This window comes from Yersinia sp. Marseille-Q3913 (genome assembly GCF_963892745.1).
Taxonomy (GTDB): Bacteria; Pseudomonadota; Gammaproteobacteria; order Enterobacterales; family Enterobacteriaceae; genus Yersinia; species Yersinia bercovieri.
Window position 1 is genome coordinate 40,673 of the sequence record NZ_CAWQAF010000013.1, and the last position, 24,970, is coordinate 65,642.

Here is a 24,970-nt window from a genome sequence, read left to right on the forward strand (position 1 = left end):
ACTTAAGCCTGTGGCTGAGTTACAACTTCTTTGTAGCCTTTAACTTCGATCTCTACGCGACGATCTGGTGCCAGACATTCGATCAGTGCAGCACGTGGTTTCACGTTAGCACAGGTGTTACCTGTAACTGGGTTCGCTTGGCCTTCACCGCGAGCGGTGATTTTGTCAGCAGGGATACCTTTAGAAACCAGGTAATCACGCACGCTGTCAGCACGACGCTGAGACAGAGCTAAGTTAGGAGCTGGTTGACCGATACGGTCAGCAAAGCCCAGAACCACTACAGAACCATCTTTAGGATCGATAGAACTCAGCTGAGAATACAGTTGGTCCAGAGCTTGCTGGCCTTCTGGTTTCAGAGTTGACTTGTTGAAAGCGAACAGCACGTCAGATTTCAGTGTGAAACGCTTAGTGTCAACAACTGGCGCTGGAGCTGGAGCTGGCGCTACTGGCGCAACTACATCATCCTGACCGAAACGGTAAGATACACCTACGCTCAGCATGCCATTGTCTGGACGAGCACCAACGGTAGCACGGTCACCGATGTTGTTAACCCATTGGTATTCCATACGGGTTGCCCAGTTTTTGGTCCAAGCGTATTCAGCACCCAGAGCAACCAATGGAGAAACACCGGTGTCGTGGCCACTAGTACGAGCGCCATCGAAAGAACCGGTAGCATCTGCACGCCAAACCATACCACCCAGACGAGTGTAAACGTCCAGATCTTGTGCAACAGGGTAACTCAGTTTAGCAGCTAACTGGACGCCTTGTGCTTTGAAAGCACCGTTGTTGGTGTCGCCTTTGTAAGGCATACGGCCAAGCCAGTCGTATCCCATTTCAAAGCCCAGGTACTGGTTTGCTTGGTAACCCAAGAACGCACCAGCACCAATTTGGTCTTTATGAGTTGGGCCGTCATTTTGAATGATGGAACCAGAATCTTGGTACTGGGACCAGCCCAGTTTACCACCGGTGTACCAGGTGTTATCTTTTGGTGCGGCTTGCGCTACTGTAGCGAAACCTGCCAGTGCCACTGCTAATGCGATAGCTGTCTTTTTCATTTTACGCCTCGTTATCATCCAAATAGGCAATGAGCTTTAAAAAGCCAAGCCCTTGGTTAAAATTCTTCGTTAAGATTTTAACGCTCCCGTTAATCACGTTGCCAGTATGATTTGGCATTTTAGAGCAACCTTAGCGATGTAAAGTCTACAACGTGGCGAGAAAGTTACAAGTGTGATGTAATAAACGGCCTGAAAAAAAAGCGAAATAGTACATAATCTTTAACGATTTAGTGGTAAAAAGCAGCTTTTTCTATGAGACATTTTCTGCTGCAAGCCGCATTCCGACTCGCTTTATGTCAGTTTCACAGGAGTAAGCGCTAAATATTGTAATAATTCATGGGATAAATCCTAAATTCACTTAATGATACAAAGAAGAATGAATTTTTAACGTTGCGCACTGTCCTTGACCCGTTTTTGTGTCATTCAAAGGGTGCATAACAAACCCATAAGCATTTCCTAACTTTGCTGCTAAACGTAAACGGATACGATCATTGTCTGATAGCTCCGGTAGCCAGCCAAGCACAACACTATAATTCCCCGTCAATAATGCTTTTTCCATCGCATCAACAGTTGACAATGGATTGATTTGTCTTAGCTGAACAACCTTATGCGCTGGTAAACCTGATTGCTGTAACCAGATACGACTCAATTTCTGTTGCGGTGTTAACCATAAGAGCCACCGAGATTGCTTACCAAGCTGTTGTAATAAAGGAAGTAATAGCTGGGTTACCGCAGGCTGGTCTTCACTGTACACAAGTTCACTGATAAGGCCACTATCTGTTGGAGCATCAACTCTTTGTACGGAATCGCGGGTAACAAGAGAATGATAATTAGCATGATAAGGTTTTAGTGATTGAGTACGCATAATGAACCTCGCCTGTAGTGTGCTGTATGCATATACAGTAGTCACTGTTTGTTCGAAGATCAACTAAATTTTTACAAGACGCTTCGCATAATTGCGAAGTAATCCCGTGCAAATTCATTTTGTATTTGGCTAGGTAATCCATTTTGCGTATTTTCTAATTAGTTGTTCCTCTTACAATTATTGCAACTGAATAGGGACGTTAGTTCGGATTTTTACTAAAGGAGTAGTCATGGAAAACGCATCAGAAAACAAAATCATGCAGGCACGGAATTGCTTTGATTTTTTAGGCCAGATCACGGTTCGCTCACAGTTTGGCGGCTATGGCCTATTAGCTAATGGGATTATGTTTGCGGTGGTTTCTGAGGGGGAACTGTATTTACGTGCCAATGATCAGGTTGAGGGGCTATTTCGCGCCAGGGGGATGAGAAACCTTGTTTATGCTAAACGTGGGGTGCCTATTTTGCTGCGCTATTATTGGGTAGATGCTTTTTTATGGGGTGATGAACGCACGCTGCGTAATTTTGCGGAGCGGGCTTATCAGGAGGCCAAAACTGAGGTTTTAAGCAAAAAAGGCCCCACAGTCAGACTGAAAGATTTACCCAATCTTAGCGCCAGCCTTGAGCGGCTATTATGGAAAGTCGGCATTAAGAATGCAGCGGAGTTGCGACTTGAGGGCGCTAAGCGCTGTTATTTGAAATTACGTGCGGTACGGCACTCGCTTGGGATAAATATTTTGTTGTCGCTGGCGGGGGCTATCAGTGGCTATCACTATGCTGCATTGCCCTTGATGATACGTATTGAGCTAATTGAATGGTTTGAGACACACGTCAGCGCAGTATATGAAACAGCATAACCACGGGCAACTGAGGATAGCCCGTGGGTTAACTAACGAGTCTGGCTGATTTGCTTATTCAGTTCACTGAGTTCAGGTAACAGCTCCAGCAGTAAACCAATCTGCTGTAAAACCAATTGGTCTTTACTCTCTGGCTCAGGATTACACTCTTGCAGTCGGGTAGATAAGCCCGCTAATACCTGTGCCATTTTCGAACTGTCTGATTGCTCTTGCTCAAGAGTGCCCTCGACATAACAAATAGCATCGTTAAGTAAATTCAGTGTGGCGGTATTGGTCAGTTTCTCGCGATGAGCGCCCAGCGCAGAGATATAACTGAGCATGGTGTGGTTCAGGCAGAGTAAACGGAATGCCGCCTCTTGAGTTTCGTTATCGTTCTTGGGCTCTGCTGACATATTTGAAATGACGGAGGCTAACTCGGCATCACTATTATGGGCATCACGGCGCGCTATGCGATAGGGCAGACTGTTATCTTTGCCCTGATAGTATTGCACCAGAATGGCATCCAGATAGCGGCAGTTCGCATTAAGTGTTTTGTGGACCACCGCTGGAAGTTGGCGGAACTTCCAGTCAGGCCAGATAAAACTCACGGCGACCCAGGCAATAGCGCATCCCAGTAAAGTGTCGAATACTCGTGGTGCAGCAACCTCAAACCCTTCGCCTAATAGGTTAAAACATAACAAAACCAGCAGGGTAATAAACATCGTGGCGTGAGCATACTGAACATTTCGGAAGGCAAAAAAGAGCACCCCGGTAATCACAATCAGAATTAACTGCCCCTCAATAGATGGCACGAAATAGAGGATAGGCAAACCGATAAGTATGCCGGCTAGAGTACCGATGATGCGCAGTGCAAGGCGGCGGCGTGTAGCATTATAGTTGGGCTGGCAGACAAAAAGGCTGGTTAGTAAGATCCAATAGCCGTGGCGCATGCCGGTAAACTGAATAAATGCATAGCCGACACAGAGCACGACAGACATGCGTACTGCGTGGCGAAAGAGTGCCGATTTTGGGGTCAGATGGCGGCTGATGCGCAGCTTGATATCACTCCAACCCGTGAGGCGATCGTCAGATAAACGGCTTTCTGGCTGTGGGCTTTCGGCGAGTACCTGCTCTGATTCAATCCCAGCCAGTTGAGCATCAATCGCCCGCAAGTTTTTCAGCAAATGGGAAAGCGCTTTAACTTGCTGCACATTTTCGTTTTGAGCCAGCTCTCTGGCCAGTGCTGCATCTAAAAAAGTAAAGGCGCGCTCGAAGCGGGGATCATGCTGATACTTTTGTCTCATCAAGATGGATTGCGAAAGTTGCATACAGGCTCTGGCTTGCATACTTAATAACCGCTGAAAGCGGAAGAGCACATCACTATAGCGGAATTTCTCCCGCAGCGTCTGATATTGGACATGCGACGAACTGGCACGTTCATGGATATCTTGCGCAACAAAATAGTAGTGCAGGGTGCGCCGAGTCCCACGCTGGCCCCGGTCACCTTTTAGCCGCGTCACCAGCGAGGCTTTGGTTTGATTCAAGGTTGCGACTAAAGTGCCGTTCGCCATCGCCACATTGATAATGGGTTGATCGACCCCAGGTTCAATATCGGGATCAAACAGATTGGCTTTGGCTTCCAGATAGTGAGCAAGCTGCTGATAACAACGGGCCAAATTATCCTGTAAGGGGCGGATAGGGAAAATAAGATGCCCGCACAAGGTCAGTAGGTTGTACCAAACAGCACCCAGTATTAGTAACAGTGGCTGCTGATACCAAATATGGTACATCGAGGTGCCGAGCATGGTGTAGATGGCGATTAATAATGCGCCAAAAGCAATGGTTGCGTAGCGTTGGCCTAAGGCACCCAGCAGAATGAAACCACAGGTTGAGAAGGTCAGGCCAAGGGCAAAGAACCAGGGATAAGGAAATAAAAGCTCAATGGAGGATGATGCGACAAAAAAACAGATCAGTGTAATGAATAGGTTACGTAACCGCCCGGTCAGGCGGTCATCAAGGTCAGTCAGTGCTGCGGCAACGACACCGAGGGTCAGCGGAATGGTCAGTTTAGGTTGATCAATCCACCATGGAACCGCTGTTACTCCCGCCAACGCGATAAAGATACGGACATGATAAAGCAGGCTACTATTGTAGACATAACGGCGTAAAGCAGTGACGAAAGTGAGCACAAAAAACCTCTAAAACTGATATTCAGCGTTGCTGATACTGGCGTTGAGCGTTGGCTATTCTTGCCTGCTGCGCCATTTCGACTGAAACGACACGGCGACCCACCGGCCATAGTGCGATAGCAGCAATCTTAAAATTGGCAATCCCCACTGGGATCCCGATGATGGTTATACACTGCACAATACCGGTGACGATATGTGATAAGCAGAGCCACCAGCCAAATAAGACAAACCAGACAATATTTAATAAAGAACCCCCTGCGGTTAGCAGAGCATTACTTTTTTCTGGGTGTAATTCATTGACATGGATCGCCTCATTACCATAAGGGAGAAATGATAACTTGGTAATTTCCCAGCAAGAGCGGGTTAATGGTAAGGTGAAAATCAGAATGACGCTGACGACTGTGGCTAATAGCCAGCCCAACGTGGTGAAAAAACCACCTAAAACAAAATTAAGAATGTTCAGTACAGTACGCATAGTGATTAATCTGCCTAGCTGAATATAAAAACCGCAATGCGGGTGAGTGATCACGTCGACTAACCATTATATACGGATGGCACGGGTAAGTTTCCTTCTTCAACTATCGGATACCTGTTGTTTAAACTCAATTATTTTATTTACACTCCATTATGTTATTTCAATTCACTTAATACGAGTTATGGCGCGCAGATATGGAACTTAAAGCGACATCTTTTGGCAAGCATCTGGCTCAGCACCCCTATAATCGGGTTCGCTTGCTAAATGCGGGCATCGAAGTATGCGGTGATAAACATCAATACCTGATCCCGTTTAACCAGTTGGTTAACATTCAATGTAAGCGCGGTATTGTTTGGGGCGAGATGGAATTTGAATTGCCAAATCAGCAGGTTGTGCGTTTGCATGGCACTGAATGGCAGGAGACCCAACGTTTTTATCATTACTTACTGGGCATCTGGCAGCAATGGAGTGAGGAGATGAGCCTGGTTTGTGTTGAGGTTTTGCATAAACAAGTCGAATCAATTAAGCGGATTGAACAGCAGGATAAATGGTTTAAACGTAGCGAATTAGGTCAGGTACAAGACGCTATTCGTGAGGCTTTCGCGGCGTTACCTATGCCCGAACAGCGGTTAATGGCGTTTGACTCTTGCCGTGCAGATTATGAGCTTTGTATGGGCTGGTTGCAGCAAGGTAGCCGCAGTGTAGAGCGCCGTAATCAACAATGGACTAACCGAATGCTGGAGGAACATCAAGATTTCTTCCAGAGTGTTGAAAGCTCGCCACTGAATGAATCGCAGAGTCGTGCGGTGGTCAACGGTGAGGATTCGGTGCTGGTACTGGCAGGTGCGGGCAGTGGTAAAACGTCGGTGCTGGTGGCCCGTGCGGGCTGGTTATTACGTCGTAATGAAGCACTACCTGAGCAGATCTTGCTGCTGGCGTTTGGCCGTCAGGCGGCTGACGAAATGAATAGCCGCATCAAGCAGCGGTTAGCGGTGGATGATATTCAGGCCAAAACCTTCCATGTGCTTGCATTGCAGATTATCCAGCAAGGTAGCCGTAAGACCCCCGCTATCAGTAAATTGGAATCTGACAGCAAAGCCAGAAGATCGCTGCTGATTCAGCATTGGCAGCAACAGTGCAGCGAGAAGAAAGCGCAGGCTAAAGGGTGGCGTGAGTGGCTAACCAATGAGTTGGAATGGGAAGTCAATGAAGGTGATTTTTGGCAGGATAAACGGCTCGCGGCGCGGCTGGCAGGGCGACTTGAGCGCTGGTTAGGACTGATGCGGATGCATGGCGGCAGTCAGGCCGAAATGATTGAGCAGGCTGATGAGGAAGTGCGCGATCTCTTCCAGAAACGTATACGTCTAATGGCACCCTTACTGAAAGCATGGAAAACAGCACTGAAAGAGGAGGGGGCCGTCGATTTCTCCGGACTTATCCATCAGGCGGTAAATTTGCTGGAGAAAGGGCGGTTTGTCAGCCCGTGGAAACACATTTTAGTCGATGAGTTTCAGGATATCTCACCGCAGCGGGCCATGCTACTGACAGCACTGCGTAAGCAAAATAAGCAAACTTGCCTATTTGCAGTCGGTGATGATTGGCAGGCAATTTACCGGTTCAGCGGCGCAGAGCTATCTCTCACAACGGCGTTTAGTCAGAACTTTGGCGAGGGCGCTGAATGTGCACTGGATACAACCTATCGTTTTAATGATCGCATCGGTGAGATTGCTAACCGGTTTATTCAGCAAAATCCCTATCAATTGAAAAAACCACTGAATAGCTTAAGTAAAGGCAATAAAAAGTCGATGATGATTCTACCGAGCGAACAACTTGAGACATTGCTGGATAAGCTAAGTGGTTTTGTTAAGGATGACGAGCGCATCCTGATTTTGGCGCGTTATCATCATCTGCGACCCGATATTTTGTCAAAGGCGGCAACACGGTGGCCAAAGTTAGTCATTGATTTTATGACGATCCATGCCAGTAAAGGGCAACAGGCTGATTATGTGATTATTGCTGGTTTACATCAGGGGAGTGATGGTTTTCCTGCCGTGGCACGGGAGTCAATTTTGGAAGATGTGCTGCTACCGGCACCGGAGGATTTCCCTGATGCAGAAGAGCGGCGCTTGCTTTATGTCGCCATGACCCGAGCAAAACATCAAGTATGGCTGCTGCAAGACACGGCAAAACCCTCTGTTTTTATTCATCAACTGAGCGAATTAGGTGTCCCGGTTCAGCGCAAACCCTAGCTAAAATGCAGCCCGATGGATTATCACCGGGCTACATGATTATTTCAGGCGTTGCTTCAAATAGTGATCATAATCAGGGATAGCGATGGTGACTTCACCGCTGAACAAAGCTGAGCCAATTAAGAAGTCTGCGGTCGAGCGGTTAGTGGCCACAGGGATATTCCAAACCGTCGCCAGGCGCAGCAGGGCTTTTACATCTGGATCATGGGGAACTGCATTGAGCGGGTCCCAGAAGAAAATCAGGATATCGATTTTTTTCTCAGATATCAGTGCGCCCACTTCCTGATCACCCCCCATTGGGCCACTAAGCAAACAGTGGACATCAATCCCTGTGGCGTTTTGAACCAGATTGCCGGTGGTGCCGGTGGCATAAAGTTCGTGCTGTGCCAAAAGATCTCGGTTTTCCATGACCCACTCAAGCAGTGATTTTTTACAGTGGTCATGGGAAACAAGGGCAATATGCTTACGTGCCGCAATAGTGCGGGTGGTGAGTTCCATCAAAATATCCTTCAATAAGAGCCAGCGGTTTGCTGACAGATTACTGAAATGGCTATTTTGTGCATAGCGTTAACGCAAAGAAATGCGAAGAGACCAGCATAACCTGATATTGAAGAGCAACCTAAACTGATCTCACTACTTAGCGGGTGGTTTTTTTGCCCATAGCAGGAAGCGCTGTTGCGTTTCGGCATCAGCTTGCAGGAACCAATATTGCAGCATCTGTTCAGCGACATTCTCACCTTGCAGACGGGTGGTTTTCTGCGTTGCATTTGTACCTGCAACCGCAATGGTGGTCCCCGGCACGGCACTTACTGGTGACGGCGGTATTGTGGCAAATGATGGAACGGAAGCGCTGTATTGCCCGACGTTATAGGTTGCCATCGCGGTTTCAAGTGTTGTCGCAGTGTTGAGGTTCTCTTCGTGCAGCACATCGTGGCGCACCGACAGCGGGCGTCCATTGTCGCCAATTAGCTGAAACGTGGGGTTTTTAGAGAACTTATTCCCATCTCGTTCAGTATCGATAGTGGGTAGTTTGATGGCAACTGAGCGGATATTGCGGGTATTAAACACCACCACCAGTGGCGGAGATGCATACAATATTTTCGGATCTGTCGGCAGCGGTTTTGCCACTTTGAACAGGATTTGATGCTGGCCGCTGTTTAGCTCCAAACTATCGGCCCCCTTTAGCAAGGATCCCGACATATTTTTCCCATCGACCACCAACAGGTCAATTTCCGGTGCAAGTTTTAAGGTCGTGGCTAACGCTGAAGCACTACAGCAAACGGCCAAAATCCCTGCGACCACCAGACCAAATTTCATGTGTTGCTCCTGAAGGTGATACCCACTTACATTGTCAGACAGGCAAGATTATGTGTCAAAGTCTTTCCGTGCGCCCACACTTATTTACTTTCTGAAATATTCAGTATAAATGTGTCATTTTTATCCTAATGAATTCTAAAGATAAAAGAGGCAATCTAACAGTTATTAGTGCTATATCTATTAAATGAAATCAATTAGATCGGTTTTATTCTCGATTTTCCACATGATGTACACTTAGACGTCGCCTAATATTTATCATTCCACCTAAATGCAAATGGATAGAAATATTCTTTTAGCGCATCAGAGGAGCTGAAAAATGCACGATAAAGAGATTGCTGACACTCTCCAGCAGGTAAAAACAGTTGCGCTAGTCGGGGCAAGTGATAACCCATCGCGTCCCAGCTATGGTGTTATGGCTTATCTGCTACAGCAGGGGTATCAGGTTACCCCTGTCAGCCCGAAACTAGCTGGAAAAACGTTACTGGGGCAGCAGGTATACGCTGAACTGGCGGATATTCCTCATGCCATTGATATGGTGGATGTCTTCCGCAACACCGAAGCTGCATATGGCGTAGCACAGGAGGCGATAGCCATCGGTGCCAAAGTGCTATGGCTGCAAATCGGTGTGATTAATGAGTTGGCGGCAACATTGGCGGCGGATGCGGGGCTAAAGGTGGTTATGGATCGCTGCCCGAAAATTGAAATACCTCGGCTGGGCTTAGAAAAAGAGTAATATTCGCGCCCGCATTGGGGCAAATTCCCGCCATAAAAAGCCCGGCAGGGCGCCGGGTTTTATTGATATGTATTGGGACTGAGATGTCTTGAGACTCAGTTTCGTAGACGTGGGGCCTGTAATTGATGGCGAATGGACGCCGCCAGTTCATCCAACGACGGCTGCTCTGGGTGAGCATCCACATCTTCATAAGTCAGCTGTGCTTCAGCGAGATAAGTATGTACTGGTTGCCCCTCATCATCCTCAATGACCACGTGATACCAAGGTGATGAGCGCAAAGTATCATTGTTTGCAACTTCATCAGGTTCAGGTGGCTCAAGAGAATATTCAGGATCGATATCAATTATCACACCCAAATAGCCGTGCAGGCTGTGGCGGACCTGTTGCCCAATACCAAATTTGCTGGCGATCATGATAACCTCCTGAGAAACATTACCCTGCCTTCTATATGAGGGCGCTGTGGGGTATTTCAAGTCACACTATCCGACAAGCGAAGCCTTTTAGGTACAAACCTTCCGGATATGTTGCAATCACCGGATGATCTGCGGCCTGACGGAACTGCTCTATAAATTGTATATCATTGCCTGCATCTAACGCGGCATCAGCCAAAATTTTCTGGAATAAATCTGTTGGCATTAATCCTGAGCAGGAGAAGCTTAATAAGATCCCGCCGGGACGCAATAGCTGTATCGCTAACATGTTGATGTCTTTATAACCACGACAGGCGCTCGCCAGTTGGCTCTTATTTTCCACAAATTTTGGTGGATCCATAATGATCATGTCAAACTTCTCCCCCTGTGCGCGATAATTGCGCAGCAGTTGGAACACATCATCACGGACGAACTCGGCTTTGCTCATATCCAACTGATTCAGTTCAATATTCTGCTTTGCGATATCCAGCACTGATTGCGAAGTATCAACACTGATAACTTGTTGGCAATTGCCCATTAGCGCGGCGACAGCAAAAGCCCCGGTATAGGAGAAGCAGTTCAGAACGCGGCGGTCATCGGCGTAACGACGTGCGGCCAGGCGGCTATCGCGCTGATCCAAATAAAAACCTGTTTTATGACCTTGCTGAATATCAACCAACAACTGCATACCGTTTTCGCTGATTGGCAACAGAGCCGGAGGCATGTCGCCGCAAACTGTCCCTTGGGTCAGTGGTAAGCCCTCTTTTTTACGCACCGAAACATCAGAGCGGTCGTAAATAGAGCATTCCGGGTAGCATTGCTGCAACGCGCTGACCAGTGCAGCCCGCTGATATTCGGCACCGGCAGATAGCAACTGCAATACCAGGAAATTCTGGAAGCGGTCAATGGTGATACCCGGCAGGCCATCAGATTCACCGGCAATCAGACGGTAGCCATTCAAGCCATCCCGCTGTGCCAGCCAATCCCGCCAGCTCTGTGCTTGCTGTAGGCGGCGGACAAAGAATTCGCGGTCTATCACTTCATCTTGTTGGAAGGTCCAGACGCGTGCCACAATTTGTGATTCAGGAGAGTAAGCACCGCGGGCCAGCCATTTACCTTGGCTATCAAGAATATCGATAGTTTGACCGGGAAGGGCATCGCCTTCAAGGCGCAGAACGGCTCCAGAGAAAATCCATGGATGGCGACGAAGTAAGGACTTTTCACGTCCTTTGGCAAGAATCAGGCGTAAGGTCATAATTAAGTGGCTGCCAGCTAGCTAAAAAAGAGCGGTATTGTCGGAGTATGAGCCGGAAAATGCAAATTATCACGTTGATGAGGGGTTGATATGGCAAAAATATGCACGGCTGCCTATGTTTACGGCATCGTCCAGGGGGTCGGTTTTCGCTATAGCACACAACGTCAGGCGCAGAAACTGGGGGTGACGGGTTATGCCAGAAATTGTGATGACGGCAGTGTGGAGGTGCTGGCTTACGGTGAGCAACAGGCAGTAGATAGCCTGATGGCGTGGATTAAGCAGGGGGGGCCACGTGGGGCGCGAGTAGATCGCTTGCTGACCGAACCTCATCCGGCCACGCCCTTTACAACATTTGATATTCGCTATTAATTCGCCAGTCGGCGGGTGCCATGGCGGCAATGGTGCCGCCTGTTAAATGCATTTTACGGGTTTGGGTAAACCTGCAATTTTCGTCGCTTGCTTTGCTGGCCCTTTGGGGAATAAACGATAGAGATATCGACTATTACCTCTCTCTTCGCCATATTTCTGTGCCATGGCTTTAACCAGCATACGGATGGCGGGAGAGGTATTGAATTCCTGATAAAAAGCGCGCACAAAACGCACCACTTCCCAGTGAGGATCTGTCAGCGTGATGCCCTCCTGTTCAGCCAAAATCGCGGCTAAAGCTTCGCTCCAGTCGGCGCTGTTTTTCAGATAACCCTGCGCGTCGGTCTCAATACTCCGACCTTCAAACTCCAACATATCACCTCGGTGATTAACTCAATGAAATGGCCGCTAATTTAGCAAATATTTGCCCACAGCCCAAAGAAATCTCTGTATTCACCTGCAAAGGGCGGCAGTACGAGATAAAAGTGCGGGTTGTTGCGCAGCGAATCATCAGTCATGACGATTAATTCATCACTCGATATTCAGATGACGGTTTTTTGGCCGATTAACCACAAACAAGCTTTACAAGCGGCAGTGCTCTGTTTATAGTTCGGTCCGTTGCGGAGGGGTGGCCGAGTGGCTGAAGGCAACGGTCTTGAAAACCGTCGACGGGTAACCGTTCGAGAGTTCGAATCTCTCCTCCTCCGCCATCATTTCTCTATTCTCCTGTTCTATCAATACCCTCTTATCTTAATCCCAAGTTGCTAACTGCTATCGTTAACCAGAGTGACTCTATATTGATTGATCCCACCCACGGTGCTTAATCCGAGGCGGTTTAGCTGATTGCTGATGTTATCTCTCGGGGGAAGTATCGTCGGGCGAGTGCCAGCTTTGATGTTTCGGTGAGTCTGGGGCTTATATTCGATGGCAATAATGCAGATGTAAACATTATTGCCACCCTCACAGCTGCTTTCTATTTTCTATTTCAGCTATTTCAGCTATTTCAGCTATTTCAGCTCCTGAACCTGTTTGTTTAATTGCCATGACAGCAGTGGCGTAAATGCTTGCCACCGATTAAAGGTTTTTTCCTGTTCATCGTCCATTGGCTGAGCGGCACCCAGTAATAGCCCCTGTTTATCAGCCCAGGGATGGAACTCTCCTTTGCCCGCTAAAGTGAAACTCCCTTGCTCAGTGATCAACAGTTCAGGGTTGTAACCCTGACACCAGAGCGCATCCGGCTTTTCAGACAGTAAGTCGCAACCGGTCCGGTAATAGGGAGCTTCTGACAGGCTGAGTTGATACAAGGTCGGCCAGATATCTTTATGGCTGCCCACGCGGGATGCATCAAAATGGCGGTTCTGACGATAGCCCTGAGGGACATAAAGATAGAGCGGAACTGCGCGGCTAAGGGCCAGCTCTCTGCTGTCAGGATAGCTGATACCACGGATATTATGGTCACCGGTCGCGGCAATAATCGTGTGTTCACCTAATGGCTGCTTTTTTACCCAACTAATAAATTGCCCTAGCTGATCATTGGTGTAACGCAGGGTATGGAATACCTCATCCAACTGCTTACCGCTAGCCAGATTGCTCAGCCGCAGTTTTTCCGCATCAGACAATTTGATATCGGTCTTCGCATAACTGTTAGGCGCTTTGAATGGCGGATGATGGGTGGTCGACATTGACATGATCAGAACGTGCTCACCCACTTTGTCGGCTTGGGCTAAACGCTCTTCGATGTAGCGGAACATAAATTCATCAGGTACACCCCAGGTGCTGGCTTCGGCTTCCGGATAGCGTTTTTTCAAACCGTTTTGTTCAACAAATTCACTGACGCCTAAGTGAGGCAGGAACTGATTCAGATTGCGCCAGGAGCCGTTACCTGAAGTGACGAAAATGATTTTATAGCCGTTAGCCAGAAAAGGCTTAAACATATTACTAGAAAAATCAGTATGTTGAGCGCAAGACTGGCTAATGTTACTGTTTGGGCTGCGGACAAAGAAGCGGCTTAGGCTATCAATAGTGCCATTCCCTTCGGAGATAAAACGACTAAAGCGCCAGTCAGTTTGCCAGTGCTGTTTGAGTGCGCCGAATAGGTCACGATCCGGGCGGTCATACTCTTCAAGGTGATACCCCATACTCTCCATAACGGCGAAAACAACGTTAGGTGGGGATTTTTTCGCGATAGGGTTAGGGAGCGTTTTCGCCATAAATGGCTTGAAACTCGCCTCGGTTGGCTGAGCTAAAAACTGACTAAGCAGCTCTTCCCCCTGCTGGCTGCTGGCTGGAGGGAAGTTGCTATATTCACGATGGGCTTTAACCGCCCAGGTCAGGGCCATTGGGCCACTCGGCGTCAGCATATTCAATAAGTTAACATCTGAAACCTGGGCATCTGACTGTCGAAGCGGGAAGGTCCCCAGAGAGCCGCGGGTGCCGATAAAACTGACGGCCAGAATAATCAGCGTTGAAATGGCGGCCACGGCGATACAACTGCGTTGTTCCGGCCAACTGCTAATTTTTTGCTGCCAGCGGCGACAAATCCACAAAATTGCGACCACAAACAGCGTTAGGTAAATTACGCTGCGAATAACCGGATAGTCACTCCACAGGGTTTTTAGCACCGCGACAGTATCATCTTCCGCCAGCCCGAAAATAAAAATATCAATCGGTCGCTGATAGGTCGCGTAATAGAAAATGTTTCCCACGGTGAGTATGGTGACGAGAGTGCCAAGCAGGGTGGCAAACCAGGGCCAAAAACGCTGCCAGAGGTGAAAGCTGGTTTTATTGAGCGCCAGCAGACCCGCAATTAATAAGCAGGGAACAAACATCAAGCTGGCGATACGCACATCAAACAGCCCGCCGATGAAAAACATACGCTGTACGTCAGTTGATAAGCCGGCCAGTGACTGGGGGTCACCATAATCTGTTAGCAGATAAACTCGTCCTGCGAGCTGGATAGTTACAGCCAGTATCCATGGGAGCAACAGCGCAATAAAAGCGTGCTTAAATCTGTAAAACCACATAATCCTTTTCCTGTGAGTTTCCAAAGGCAACAACATTTCAAAGTCATCAGAAATACCTTCGGCCCTGTCGCGTTAAATTCACGTCGACTATCCGAGCACAGGGTATCGGCAGGAGAGGGGGAAACATTAATAATTAAGCAAAAGCAATATGTTACGATATTTGCCTCACATCATTTGTTGTGAGTATTAATGCAGAAAAGCGTATCTATTTTGTTAATTAATCGTATTAAATCAGACTACTGATAAATCCCGATGACTCGATTTGGAACGGAGAGGACGGGTGGAAGAGTAAAGCGTCCGCGCCAGGGAGGCTTTTTTTTCAAAGGGCAGACGGCGTCTTTACGATCTACCTGCACTCTCCGCAACAGACACTTTGTCAATAACCTCATTAAATCGATCAACACCATTCACTATCACCCCCACGATGACCAATATTACCCGGCCTACCTATAAAGAGGTATTTCATTGACTTTTATGTAAAAAATGCTCGATAGGCACTTTTTATTTGAGCTGCTTCATAAAAGTGAATACCCATACAAAAATTGTTTGATCTAAAACAAGCATTCTCACTACTACAAATAATTTGCCGCAAAACCTCCTTAATATCGCCTTACCCCAGTGGGTGATATCGGCCATTGACTATCTCTTGGCTGAGCATTTTTCATCCTGTGCGGGGTTAAAAATAAAAATAACTATCTGGTGCGGGCAGTGATATCGCCCGGGATGGGAAAACACACTGGAGTACATATTGTGAGCAAATTGATAAGACAGATGTCGGTAGGGATATTGGCTTTTTTGGCAATAGGGGGCGTGTTCTCTCTGTCGGCTGCCCCCACGTCGCCGATTGAGGCCCGCAACGATAAATTCGCCGAGCAGCATGTTGATCAGTTCACCTCATGGCTAAAAACCAAAGAGAGTGGGCCGCGTGAAGATGTACTGGCGGATGACCCCAATTTGGTCATTCTCTGGGCGGGCTATCCCTTCGCGAAAGATTATAACAAACCCCGTGGGCACTATTATGCCGTGACCGATGTGCGGGAAACATTGCGCACCGCCGCGCCGAAAACCGCAGAAGATGGCCCATTACCCATGGCTTGTTGGAGTTGTAAGAGTCCGGATGTCGCCCGCTTGATCAATGAGCAGGGCGAAGAGGGCTACTTCAAGGGAACATGGGCCAGAGGCGGGCCGGAAGTGGTCAATCAGTTGGGTTGTGCCGATTGCCATGATACCGCCTCGGCCGATTTTGCCGCTGGCAAACCCGCATTGGTGCTCTCTCGCCCCTATACTGAACGCGCGCTGCAATCCATCAATAAGCCGTTCGCGCACGCCAGCCGTCTGGATCAACAATCCATGGTGTGCAGTCAATGCCACGTTGAGTATCACTTCGCGGGTAAAGATAAAACGGTAAAACTGCCATGGGATCAAGGCACCGATGTGGAGTCAATGGAGAAATATTATGATGAAATTGCTTTCTCTGATTGGGTTCATCCGCTGTCGAAAACCCCAATGCTCAAAGCGCAGCATCCTGAGTATGAAACCTGGCGTGCGGGGATCCATGGCAAGAATAATGTCAGCTGTATCGATTGTCACATGCCGAAAATCCAAAATGCGGCGGGCAAAGTCTACACCGATCATCAGATCCGCAATCCCTTCGATAGCTTTGAAAGCACCTGCGTTAACTGCCATACCCAAGACAAAAAAACCTTGCAAGATATTGTCGCTGAACGCAAAGCCAGCATTCAGGAGCTGAAGCTGAATGTTGAGAAGCAGCTGGTTCATGCCCATTACGAGGCGAAAGCCGCGTGGGATGCGGGGGCGACTGAGCAAGAGATGAAGCCTATTTTGCAAGATATCCGTCATGCCCAGTGGCGTTGGGATTATGCCATCGCCTCCCACGGCATTCATATGCATGCCCCGGATATTGGCCTGAAAGTGCTGGGTGGCGCGTTGAATAAAGCCGCCGATGCCCGCACTAAGCTGGCGCGTCTGCTGGCGACCAAAGGGATTAGCCACGAAATTGTGCTGCCGGATATCTCGACCAAACTCAATGCGCAAAAAGCACTGGGGATGGATATGGATAAGCTGAACCGGGAGAAGCAGGAGTTTCTGCAACAAGTGGTGCCAGCCTGGGATGATCAAGCCAGAAAAGCGGGCCGTTTGAGCCAGTAAGCGGCGTTCCGGTGGGCGAAACCCGCTCACCGGCTCTCTTCCAGGGACCAACTGACCCCAGTTTGGGGCCATAGCAAAGGTGGAATCACTATGCGCGTTTTACGTTCATTCTGTTCAGCAGCGCTGCTGGCCGTATTGACCCTGTGCACGCTGCCCACTCACGCCACGACACAGACCGCGACGCCGAAAACAGCTGCCTCGCGTCATGTGGTGGAGCCGCAGCGGGATCCGGATGCAGCTTGCGTCCAATGCCATAAAGAGCAAAAAGATGAGTTGCACGGCAAACATGCGGGTGCAGTTAATCCGAATACCCAATTGGCGGTCACTTGTACTAACTGTCACGGCAAGGCGTCGCTACTGCACCGTAACGGCGTTAAAGATGTGATGCGTTTCAACAGTGAGATGCTGAATGCCGATAAGGCGATGTACAGCGTCGCGCAACAAAATAGTCTCTGTATGAGTTGTCATCAGCCGGAAAAATTACGCGAAACTTTCTGGCCGCATGATGTGCATATGTTGAAGCTCTCTTGTGTCAGCTGTCATCAGTTGCACCCTAAAACTGATCCGATGCAGGGTCTGGATGATAAAGGGCGGGTCAAAATCTGTGTTGATTGCCACCGCCGCCAGCAGGAGCTGATCCCGAAGGAGACGCCATGAAGACTAACCGTCGTCACTTTCTTGTCAGTATGGGGGCGCTGATTTTCATCACCGGCTCCACCGGACGTTCGCTGGCACTTAGCGGCACTATCAACGGCGTTCGCTACGGGATGCTGCATGATGAGACTCGCTGCATCGGCTGCACTGCCTGTATCGATGCTTGCCGTGAAGTGAATCAGGTCCCGGCAGGGGTTTCGCGGCTCACTATCATTCGCAGCCAGCCCATCGGGGAGTTTCCGGCAGTGAAATATCAGTTCTATCGTCACTCCTGCCAACATTGTGACAAAGCACCTTGCGTGGATGTTTGCCCGACCGGTGCATCCTATCGTGATAAGGCGACCGGCATTGTCGATGTCAATCCTGACCTCTGTGTCGGCTGCCAGTACTGCATCGCCGCGTGCCCCTACCGGGTGCGCTTTATTCATCCGGTCACAAAAACCGCTGACAAGTGCGATTTTTGCCGCAAGACCAATCTAAAGCAGGGGAAGCAACCGGCCTGTGTGCTGTCATGCCCCACCAAAGCACTGGTGTTTGGCAATCTGGACGATGCCAACAGTGAACTGGTGAAGCTATTGCATCAGCGCACGGTGTATCGCGCCAAGTTACATCTGGGGACACAGCCGAAGCTGTACCGTGTGCCATTTCAGTATGGGGAGATTACCGGATGAGCCCTAAATCGAATACGCCGTTTCACTTTGAATCGTTAGTGTGGGACTGGCCGATAGCCATCTATCTGTTTTTGATTGGCGTCTCTGCGGGGATGGTGGTGGTGAGCCTGCTGGTTAAGCGGCGAGTGTTGGGGGAGGATGCGGCGCAGAGCGGGCTGCTCAAATCCACGGCAATTATCGCGCCACTGGCGGTTATCTGCGGCTTACTTATCTTGATCCTGCACCTCACGCGGCCATGGACCTTCTGGAAACTGATGTTTTTTTACAGCACCAGTTCCGTGATGTCATTGGGGGTGATGCTCTTTCAGCTCTACATGGTGGTGCTGTTGCTCTGGCTGGCGGTGATATTCCGCCACTGGCTAACCGCCCGGCTACAGCCCTATCCAAAACTGAGCTGGATTGGCACGGTACTCAACAAAATAGCGCCAATTGAGCGCAAAATTGAGCCTTTTATGCTGTTGCTGGCAGTGGCTTTGGGGGCCTATACCGGTTTTCTGTTATCCGCGCTGAAGAGTTATCCGCTGCTGAATAACCCCGTGTTACCAGTGCTATTCCTGTTCTCTGGCGTCTCGTCAGGGATCGCGGCAATGGTGCTGTGTGCGGTGACATTTTTTAACGAGCCGGTAGATAGCCCGGCACTGGCGTATCTCCATCGGCTGGAAAAACCGGTGGTCTGGCTGGAGCTTTTTCTGCTGCTGGCGTTCTTTACCGGGCTATGGTTTGGCGGCGGTCAGAAAGAGGTGGCGGTGTCGGTCGCATTAGGCGGCGGCTTCTGGGCATCGATGTTCTGGTTCTGGGTTATTGGTTGCGGCATGGTGCTGCCACTGATCTTAAACCGCTATTGCAGCCATAACATACGCCACCGGCTCTCTTTTTTGCTCACGGTATCGGGCCTGAGCTTGTTTGGCGTCTTCGTTTTACGTTTTTTCATTCTTTATGCCGGACAGATGACGGTGGTGTGATGGGCGAGCGGATATGATTGGTGAATTAGGGCTGTTGTCACTGCTGGCGGCGGCGTCACTGGCGCCATTGCTCGGCTGTGTGCCTTTTATTGCGCTACACGGGCGGCGGTTGCCACTGCTCTATTGGCTGCCGTCGCTCAGTTATGGTGTGACACTCTTTATTTCGCTGGCGCTGTTTTTACTGGGCGGCTGTTTCGTTACTGACGATTTCTCGCTGCTTTATGTGGCGCAGCACGCAAACACTCAGCTTCCGCTGTTTTACAAGATGGCGGCCATCTGGGGTGGGCATGAAGGCTCGATGCTGTTCCTGCTCTTTGCATTGAGTGTCTGGAGTGCCGTGCTGACCTTTTTCCGCCGCTATTTTCCGCTGCGTTTTTTTGCCCGAGCGCTTGGTGTGATGGGCTGGCTACTGGTGATTTTGAGTCTATTTATCCTCTTTTTCTCCAATCCTTTTGAGCACGTATTCCCCACCCTGGCACAGGGGCGTGATTTAAATCCGATGCTGCAAGACTTGGCACTGATCTTCCATCCTCCGCTGCTATATCTTGGCTATAGCGGTTTTGCCATCAGTTTTGCTTTTGCCGTCGCGGCGCTGCTGGAGGGGCAAGGTGGTCAATCTATGGCGTGCTACAGCCGCCCGTGGGTGTTGGCTGCCTGGAGCTTACTGACCATGGGCATCTTGCTGGGTGCCTGGTGGGCATACAGTGAATTGGGCTGGGGCGGCTGGTGGTTCTGGGATCCGGTGGAGAATGCGTCATTGCTGCCCTGGCTCACTGCAACCGCGCTACTGCATGTGCTGGCTATCAGCCAGCGGCGTGGCTTATACCCTCACTGGGGCATCCTGCTGGCGCTGGTCACCTTCCAACTTTGCTTGCTCGGCACCTTTATCGTGCGCTCCGGCGTGTTGACCTCGGTACACGCTTTTGCCGTGGATACCGCCCGTGGCGAAGCTCTACTGCTGCTGTTTGGCGTCGTGACTTTAGCCTCACTGACGCTGTTTGCGCTGCGGGTGAGGGGGAGCAGCGGTGTTGCTGATTTCACTCTTTTCTCGCGGGAAACAATGCTGCTGGCGGCATTGGTGCTGTTGAGTGTCGCGGCAGTGACGGTTCTCATTGGCACCCTATACCCCTTGATTTTCAGCGCGTTAGATTTGGGATCTCTCTCTGTTGGCGCACCCTATTTTAATCAGACGCTCACCCCATTTGTGCTGTTATTGCTGTTGCTGATGGGATTAATGCCCTTTGCCCAGTGGCAGCGAAGCGCCAAAGTTTCGCTCTGGCGGCTGGCACTCCCCGCCTCACTCGCCATCTCAGCGGCATTACTCACGGCCGGGCTGGGCGCATCACCGTGGCAAGCAGGGATGGTGCCGGGTGTCACTCTTGCCCTCTGGGCCTTGCTGGCCCCCTTGTTTGCGCCAAAAATACATTGGCGATCCTGGCTGCTACATGGCGGTGTTGCCGTCAGCTTACTGGGTATGCTGTTTGCGTCGTATCACTCGGTGGAGCTGGGCAGCAGAATGTCTCCCGGCCAGCAGATGACGTTGGCGGGCTATCAGTTTACTTATCATCAAACCGAGCTGCGGGTTGGCCCGAACTACACCAGCGAACGGGCGCACATCATGGTTAGCCAACAGGGGCAACCGATAACCACACTATTACCAGAACGGCGGCGCTATACCGTGCGTGAGGTTTTGATGATTGAACCGGCCATCGCCAGCGGCCCCTTGGCCGATTTTTATGCGGTGCTGGGGGATAACTTGGGTGGGGGCGAGTACAGCGTGCGCTTGTATCATAAGCCGCTGGTGAGCTGGATCTGGGGCGGCGCGCTGATGATGGTATTGGGCGGATTACTGGCACTCAGGCACCGAATTCAGCATTTTAATGACACGGCGGAGGATGAATGAGACAGCGTTGGCCCTGGCTGATGGTTCCCTTGCTGGCTTTACTCTTGGGTGTGCTGCTTCATAGTGGCTTAAAGCGCGATCCCCATCGCATTGAATTGGCGGCAAAAGATCTGCCCTTTCCTGCGTTTTCACTCTCTGAATTGCAGCAGCCCGCACAGCTCATCACGCGGGATCAACTGCTGGGCAAGGTCACGGTGATTAATGTCTGGGCCAGTTGGTGCGCCAGCTGCAAGCGGGAGATGGCGGTGCTAGGGCTGATAGCCAGTCGCTTACCAGGGGTGCAGTTCTATGGGCTGAATTACCGCGATGAGCGCCAGTCGGCATTGAATACCCTCCAGCGCTATGGCAACCCTTACCAAAAGAGTCTGTATGACCCGCAGGGCACCTTAGCACTGGCGATGGGGGTCTATGGGACACCTGAAACCTGGCTAATTGATGCCAATGGGGTAATTCGTCAGCGCTATGCGGGAGAGATGACGCCAACAGTATGGCAGCAACAATTTATGCCGCTATTGGCACAATGGGCAAACACGGGGGCATTATGAAAATCATTTTGCTGATGCTATCACTGCTCATCTCGCCTTGGGTGTTAGCCGATTTGGTCGACACCTACACCTTTAGTTCGCCGCAACGTCAGCAGCAGGCATTGGTACTGGCAAAAGAACTGCGTTGCCCACAGTGTCAAAATCAGAACCTATTGGAGTCGACATCGCCCATTGCGCAACAGTTGCGGTTAGAGGTCTACCGCCAGGTCGAAGCCGGGCATAGCTCGCAGCAGATAATGAGATCAATGACCGAGCGCTATGGGGATTTTATTCTCTATCAGCCGCCGCTGCGCAGTACCACACTGCTGCTCTGGTTTGGGCCTGGAGTGCTACTGATAAGCTTGTTGGGCGGGTTGATATTCAAAATTCGCCAGCGGGCCGCCTCACCGACAAGAGGGGAGCGCTGATGGTGCTGGCAATCGGACTGGCGGCACTGCTGCTGCTGATCCTCATCGGGATATGGGGGCCATGGTTCGCGCAATATGGCCGCATCAGTTGGCGCTGGCCCGTGGGTTTTACACTGGTGGTGCTGACCCTGACTCTTTTGGGGTATCAACAGCTGAGCGGCTATACCTTGGTGCAGCAGGAGGCGCTGCGACAGCAAGAGGCCAGACGATTAAATAATATGCTGGATAAGCAGAGCAGTGACCCCACCTTATATCGCTTACAACAGCGCATCCGCCAATCCCCTGATAATGGTGTTGGCTGGTTTAGTTTGGCTCAACACTATTTATATCGTAATGAGTTTGATGATGCGCTGATAGCCTTGCAACAGGCGGAGCGTCTACAGGGGGCTAATGCCGCGCTGGATGCGGCTCGCGCCACCATATTGTATTACCAATCGGATAAAAACATGACCGATGATGTGGCTTATTGGTTGCAGCAGTCATTGGCGAAAGATCCACTGCAATACACGGCGTTAATGTTGCAAGCCTCTGATAAATATAGTCATGCACATTATTCTGACGCCATCGCTATTTGGCAGCGGCTGTTGGATAGCGATAATCCTGAGGTCGATCGTGCGGTGATTATTCAAGCGCTAACATTAGCTCGGATGATGCAACAGGCCTCTTAAAACTGGCACCCAGCCTGAATAATAGGCAAAAAAAACCCTTACCAATCTCATTTGGTAAGGGATGCCAATTCGGCCAACACCAGGGAAACATTATAACCGTTGATTTATCATACGATTAATTTCGGTTACGGACATGACTTAAGTCAAGTTTATCAAAATTACATAAATAAGTTTAATGTTTATATACGTAAAAAGAGAATTTATCCATTGTAATAGGTGAGTATCAGCTAGGAGAGTGTGTTATTTGTTTGATTTTTAAGCGATACAGAGGAAATGTGATCTTTAGCACATCATGCCGCAACATTATGTTTGCACACATGTGGCAGGGCATTTTGCGAAATAGGGGTAATAAGTAAGCTATTGCCACTCTATTATGGGGAGGTTTAGCGAAGGTTAAGCATTACAGCCATCTGAATGTAAAGACATCCAGATGGCGGGGTAAAACGATACTACTGGACTTAAAAAGTCCCCTGGTATTGGCGAAATTATATTCTTTTCAGACTAACTTTCTTGGCATCTGTGCGCTAAGATATTAGTTCAATTATATTCAAAGCTAATTGTTTAAAGCAAAAACAGTTTAATTAACATGGAGGTATAATAATAGCTAACCTAAGGTCTAGCTTGCAAAGCTATCCTTTGGTCTAGGTTTTTTATTTTTATCAGGCTGACTCGCCCCATTTGAGGAATATCTGCAACTCTATTTATACACTGATTTCTATTGAAAACAATGTGATAAAATTGTATTGTTGCGCAATGTATATAGTGAATCTGGGTTGTTATGATAATTGATTATTTTGATAATGAAAGCATTAATGAAGATATAAAGAACTATATTCAAAGAAGAATAAAAGCTTATGGCGACCTTCGTTACTCTTATCTGGTCATGAATAAGAAAACACCATTGCATCCAGCTATTATTTCTAACTATCCATTGGATTGGATAAAGAAATATAAGAAGAATAGTTATCATCTTATTGATCCTGTTATTTTGACGGCAAAAGATAAAGTTGCCCCCTTTGCCTGGGACGACAATTCAGTTATCAATAAAAAATCAACTGACTCAGCCGTATTTAATTTGGCGAGAGAGTATAATATTATTAATGGTTATACATTTGTTTTGCATGATAATAACCATAATATGGCAACACTGAATATTTCCAATGGAAATGATGATAGTATTTATTTTGATGAAAGCATCGAAATAAATAAAGAAAAAATCCAAATGCTGCTGATTTTGACCCATGATAAAATGCTGGGGCTGTATCAAAAAAACAATAATGAAAACAAAGAATTAGGAAAGATCGTTGGTGAAAGGGAGATATTCTCCCCACGAGAAAACGAGATTTTATATTGGGCTAGTGTCGGTAAAACCTATTCAGAAATCGCTATCATTCTGGGAATAAAAAGAAGTACGGTTAAATTCCATATCGGCAATGTAGTTAGAAAACTAGGTGTTTTGAATGCCAAGCATGCAATCAGACTTGGCATCGAGTTGAAGTTAATCAAGCCTATTTAATGATATCAGGCACAGCTAATGGCCAGGTTTTTAGGATATCAGGCTCAACTTGATGTTTTCTGGATATTTTATTTATGAGTTTTTGTTGGCTATCAATATCAACACCCAAGCTTAAAAGGTAAATAATTTCGCTCTTCTCTGATTCACCTTGGTTTAAAACAGTAATATTCCATCCAGAACGCTTCAGCAAGATATACATGCCTCGGCTGACAACGGTCAATATACCTTTATATCCACGACTTCTGGCATAATTAACCATCGCCAGAAACAGTATCGTGCTAAGTGAACTGTCATTACCGACCATATCTCGGACTAATGCTTTTTCAACAAAAAAACGACTGGACTCGATAAAACCATCAATAGGCAAGTCAACATCGTTAAAGTAAGGTGAGAATGGCCCCGTAATCATCGTCGGGTATTTCATTTCAATAAATCGGACACTACATACAATCGTATCCTCTATTGTGCCTAATATATAATTGGTATTCTCATCATCATATTGATCACTTTCTCTGCCATCAATACAGGTTACTTTCCAATCTAACCGATCTTTGAAAGTTATTTTTCTCAGTGTGAAGATCTCGTCTAACTTTCTTTCAGGCATACTGTTAAAGTTTACGTTAAATAGTTTTAACATAATGAAAACCAAAGTTATTTAATTAAACCAGCATCGTACACGATCTTTGTTGGTCAGTGCAAACATTGA

At 48.6% G+C, this 24,970-nt stretch carries 24 protein-coding genes and 1 tRNA gene; 14 read left to right on the forward strand and 11 right to left on the reverse strand.

The features are described from left to right. Positions 1-2 precede the first annotated feature (2 nt). Both ompA and sulA read right to left on the reverse strand, forming a co-directional pair. The gene (gene ompA, locus AACW11_RS07490; RefSeq protein WP_212586313.1) at positions 3-1,055 is read right to left on the reverse strand and encodes a porin OmpA; all 1,053 of its coding nucleotides are present in this window, start codon (positions 1,053-1,055) and stop codon (positions 3-5) included. Positions 1,056-1,413: 358 nt separating this feature from the next. After that, the gene (sulA, locus tag AACW11_RS07495) at positions 1,414-1,920 is read right to left on the reverse strand and encodes an SOS-induced cell division inhibitor SulA (protein WP_212586314.1); all 507 of its coding nucleotides are present in this window, start codon (positions 1,918-1,920) and stop codon (positions 1,414-1,416) included. A gap of 229 nt (positions 1,921-2,149) precedes the next feature. Between sulA and AACW11_RS07500 the strand changes: the two genes are divergently transcribed. Continuing rightward, the gene (locus AACW11_RS07500) at positions 2,150-2,773 is read left to right on the forward strand and encodes a TfoX/Sxy family DNA transformation protein (RefSeq protein WP_212586315.1); all 624 of its coding nucleotides are present in this window, start codon (positions 2,150-2,152) and stop codon (positions 2,771-2,773) included. Between the two features lie 32 nt (positions 2,774-2,805). Here AACW11_RS07500 and yccS read toward each other — a convergent pair whose 3' ends face one another. Both yccS and AACW11_RS07510 read right to left on the reverse strand, forming a co-directional pair. Then, entirely contained in the window at positions 2,806-4,941 is a 2,136-nt protein-coding gene (gene yccS / locus AACW11_RS07505) for a YccS family putative transporter (protein ID WP_212586316.1), read from the reverse strand. A 22-nt stretch (positions 4,942-4,963) separates the two neighbouring features. After that, positions 4,964-5,416: a YccF domain-containing protein gene (locus tag AACW11_RS07510; RefSeq protein ID WP_212586317.1), complete on the reverse strand. Its 453-nt coding sequence runs from the start codon at positions 5,414-5,416 to the stop codon at positions 4,964-4,966. 194 nt (positions 5,417-5,610) lie between these two features. Between AACW11_RS07510 and helD the strand changes: the two genes are divergently transcribed. Continuing rightward, complete coding sequence (helD, locus tag AACW11_RS07515) at positions 5,611-7,665, forward strand: DNA helicase IV (protein WP_212586318.1); 2,055 nt, start codon at positions 5,611-5,613, stop codon at positions 7,663-7,665. Between the two features lie 39 nt (positions 7,666-7,704). Here the strand turns inward: helD and AACW11_RS07520 are convergent, their stop codons facing one another. Together AACW11_RS07520 and AACW11_RS07525 are read right to left on the reverse strand one after the other, a co-directional pair. Next, on the reverse strand, positions 7,705-8,163 hold the full coding sequence (locus AACW11_RS07520) for a methylglyoxal synthase (protein WP_004873794.1): 459 nt from the start codon (positions 8,161-8,163) through the stop codon (positions 7,705-7,707). Positions 8,164-8,298: 135 nt separating this feature from the next. Beyond that, complete coding sequence (locus AACW11_RS07525) at positions 8,299-8,982, reverse strand: DUF2057 family protein (protein ID WP_212586319.1); 684 nt, start codon at positions 8,980-8,982, stop codon at positions 8,299-8,301. Positions 8,983-9,298: 316 nt separating this feature from the next. On the opposite strand from AACW11_RS07525, the gene AACW11_RS07530 reads away from it, so the two are divergent. Continuing rightward, positions 9,299-9,715, forward strand: a complete 417-nt coding sequence (locus AACW11_RS07530; protein WP_212586320.1) for a CoA-binding protein — start codon at positions 9,299-9,301, stop codon at positions 9,713-9,715. Between the two features lie 95 nt (positions 9,716-9,810). Here the strand turns inward: AACW11_RS07530 and hspQ are convergent, their stop codons facing one another. Together hspQ and rlmI are read right to left on the reverse strand one after the other, a co-directional pair. Beyond that, complete coding sequence (gene hspQ, locus AACW11_RS07535; protein WP_212586321.1) at positions 9,811-10,128, reverse strand: heat shock protein HspQ; 318 nt, start codon at positions 10,126-10,128, stop codon at positions 9,811-9,813. Between the two features lie 61 nt (positions 10,129-10,189). Next, entirely contained in the window at positions 10,190-11,380 is a 1,191-nt protein-coding gene (rlmI, locus tag AACW11_RS07540; RefSeq protein WP_212586322.1) for a 23S rRNA (cytosine(1962)-C(5))-methyltransferase RlmI, read from the reverse strand. Between the two features lie 90 nt (positions 11,381-11,470). Between rlmI and yccX the strand changes: the two genes are divergently transcribed. Continuing rightward, a complete protein-coding gene (gene yccX, locus AACW11_RS07545) occupies positions 11,471-11,749 on the forward strand; it encodes an acylphosphatase (RefSeq protein WP_212586323.1) in 279 nt (92 codons plus the stop codon). A gap of 42 nt (positions 11,750-11,791) precedes the next feature. On the opposite strand, the gene tusE is transcribed toward yccX, so the two are convergent. After that, positions 11,792-12,121, reverse strand: a complete 330-nt coding sequence (gene tusE / locus AACW11_RS07550) for a sulfurtransferase TusE (protein WP_005279802.1) — start codon at positions 12,119-12,121, stop codon at positions 11,792-11,794. 247 nt (positions 12,122-12,368) lie between these two features. Here tusE and AACW11_RS07555 point away from each other — a divergent pair. Continuing rightward, positions 12,369-12,456: transfer RNA gene (locus AACW11_RS07555), tRNA-Ser, on the forward strand. Positions 12,457-12,753: 297 nt separating this feature from the next. Here the strand turns inward: AACW11_RS07555 and AACW11_RS07560 are convergent. Further along, positions 12,754-14,769 carry an LTA synthase family protein gene (locus tag AACW11_RS07560; RefSeq protein ID WP_212586324.1) on the reverse strand — a complete coding sequence of 672 codons (2,016 nt, stop codon included), beginning with the start codon at positions 14,767-14,769 and terminating at the stop codon, positions 12,754-12,756. 771 nt (positions 14,770-15,540) lie between these two features. On the opposite strand from AACW11_RS07560, the gene nrfA reads away from it, so the two are divergent. The 9 genes from nrfA (at position 15,541) to AACW11_RS07605 (ending at position 24,264) form a co-directional block, all read left to right on the forward strand. After that, entirely contained in the window at positions 15,541-16,938 is a 1,398-nt protein-coding gene (gene nrfA, locus AACW11_RS07565; protein WP_212586343.1) for an ammonia-forming nitrite reductase cytochrome c552 subunit, read from the forward strand. A gap of 90 nt (positions 16,939-17,028) precedes the next feature. Continuing rightward, the gene (gene nrfB, locus AACW11_RS07570; protein WP_212586325.1) at positions 17,029-17,595 is read left to right on the forward strand and encodes a cytochrome c nitrite reductase pentaheme subunit; all 567 of its coding nucleotides are present in this window, start codon (positions 17,029-17,031) and stop codon (positions 17,593-17,595) included. Beyond that, the gene (gene nrfC / locus AACW11_RS07575) at positions 17,592-18,263 is read left to right on the forward strand and encodes a cytochrome c nitrite reductase Fe-S protein (RefSeq protein ID WP_212586326.1); all 672 of its coding nucleotides are present in this window, start codon (positions 17,592-17,594) and stop codon (positions 18,261-18,263) included. The genes nrfB and nrfC overlap by 4 nt, the downstream gene beginning before the upstream one ends. Next, on the forward strand, positions 18,260-19,225 hold the full coding sequence (nrfD, locus tag AACW11_RS07580; RefSeq protein WP_212586327.1) for a cytochrome c nitrite reductase subunit NrfD: 966 nt from the start codon (positions 18,260-18,262) through the stop codon (positions 19,223-19,225). The genes nrfC and nrfD overlap by 4 nt, the downstream gene beginning before the upstream one ends. A gap of 13 nt (positions 19,226-19,238) precedes the next feature. Beyond that, complete coding sequence (locus AACW11_RS07585) at positions 19,239-21,128, forward strand: heme lyase CcmF/NrfE family subunit (RefSeq protein ID WP_212586328.1); 1,890 nt, start codon at positions 19,239-19,241, stop codon at positions 21,126-21,128. Then, positions 21,125-21,673 carry a DsbE family thiol:disulfide interchange protein gene (locus AACW11_RS07590; protein WP_212586329.1) on the forward strand — a complete coding sequence of 183 codons (549 nt, stop codon included), beginning with the start codon at positions 21,125-21,127 and terminating at the stop codon, positions 21,671-21,673. The genes AACW11_RS07585 and AACW11_RS07590 overlap by 4 nt, the downstream gene beginning before the upstream one ends. After that, positions 21,670-22,080 (forward strand): heme lyase NrfEFG subunit NrfF, encoded by a 411-nt coding sequence (gene nrfF / locus AACW11_RS07595; RefSeq protein WP_212586330.1) that lies wholly within the window; start codon positions 21,670-21,672, stop codon positions 22,078-22,080. The genes AACW11_RS07590 and nrfF overlap by 4 nt, the downstream gene beginning before the upstream one ends. Beyond that, a complete protein-coding gene (locus tag AACW11_RS07600) occupies positions 22,080-22,748 on the forward strand; it encodes a TPR domain-containing protein (protein WP_212586331.1) in 669 nt (222 codons plus the stop codon). Before nrfF ends, AACW11_RS07600 begins: the two co-directional genes overlap by 1 nt. 778 nt (positions 22,749-23,526) lie before the next feature. Beyond that, positions 23,527-24,264, forward strand: coding sequence for a helix-turn-helix transcriptional regulator (locus AACW11_RS07605; protein WP_212586332.1), 738 nt, complete (start codon positions 23,527-23,529; stop codon positions 24,262-24,264). Here the strand turns inward: AACW11_RS07605 and AACW11_RS07610 are convergent. Then, positions 24,257-24,901, reverse strand: a complete 645-nt coding sequence (locus AACW11_RS07610) for an acyl-homoserine-lactone synthase (RefSeq protein ID WP_212586333.1) — start codon at positions 24,899-24,901, stop codon at positions 24,257-24,259. The two genes, AACW11_RS07605 and AACW11_RS07610, sit on opposite strands and share 8 nt — an antisense overlap. Between the last annotated feature and the right edge of the window lie 69 nt (positions 24,902-24,970).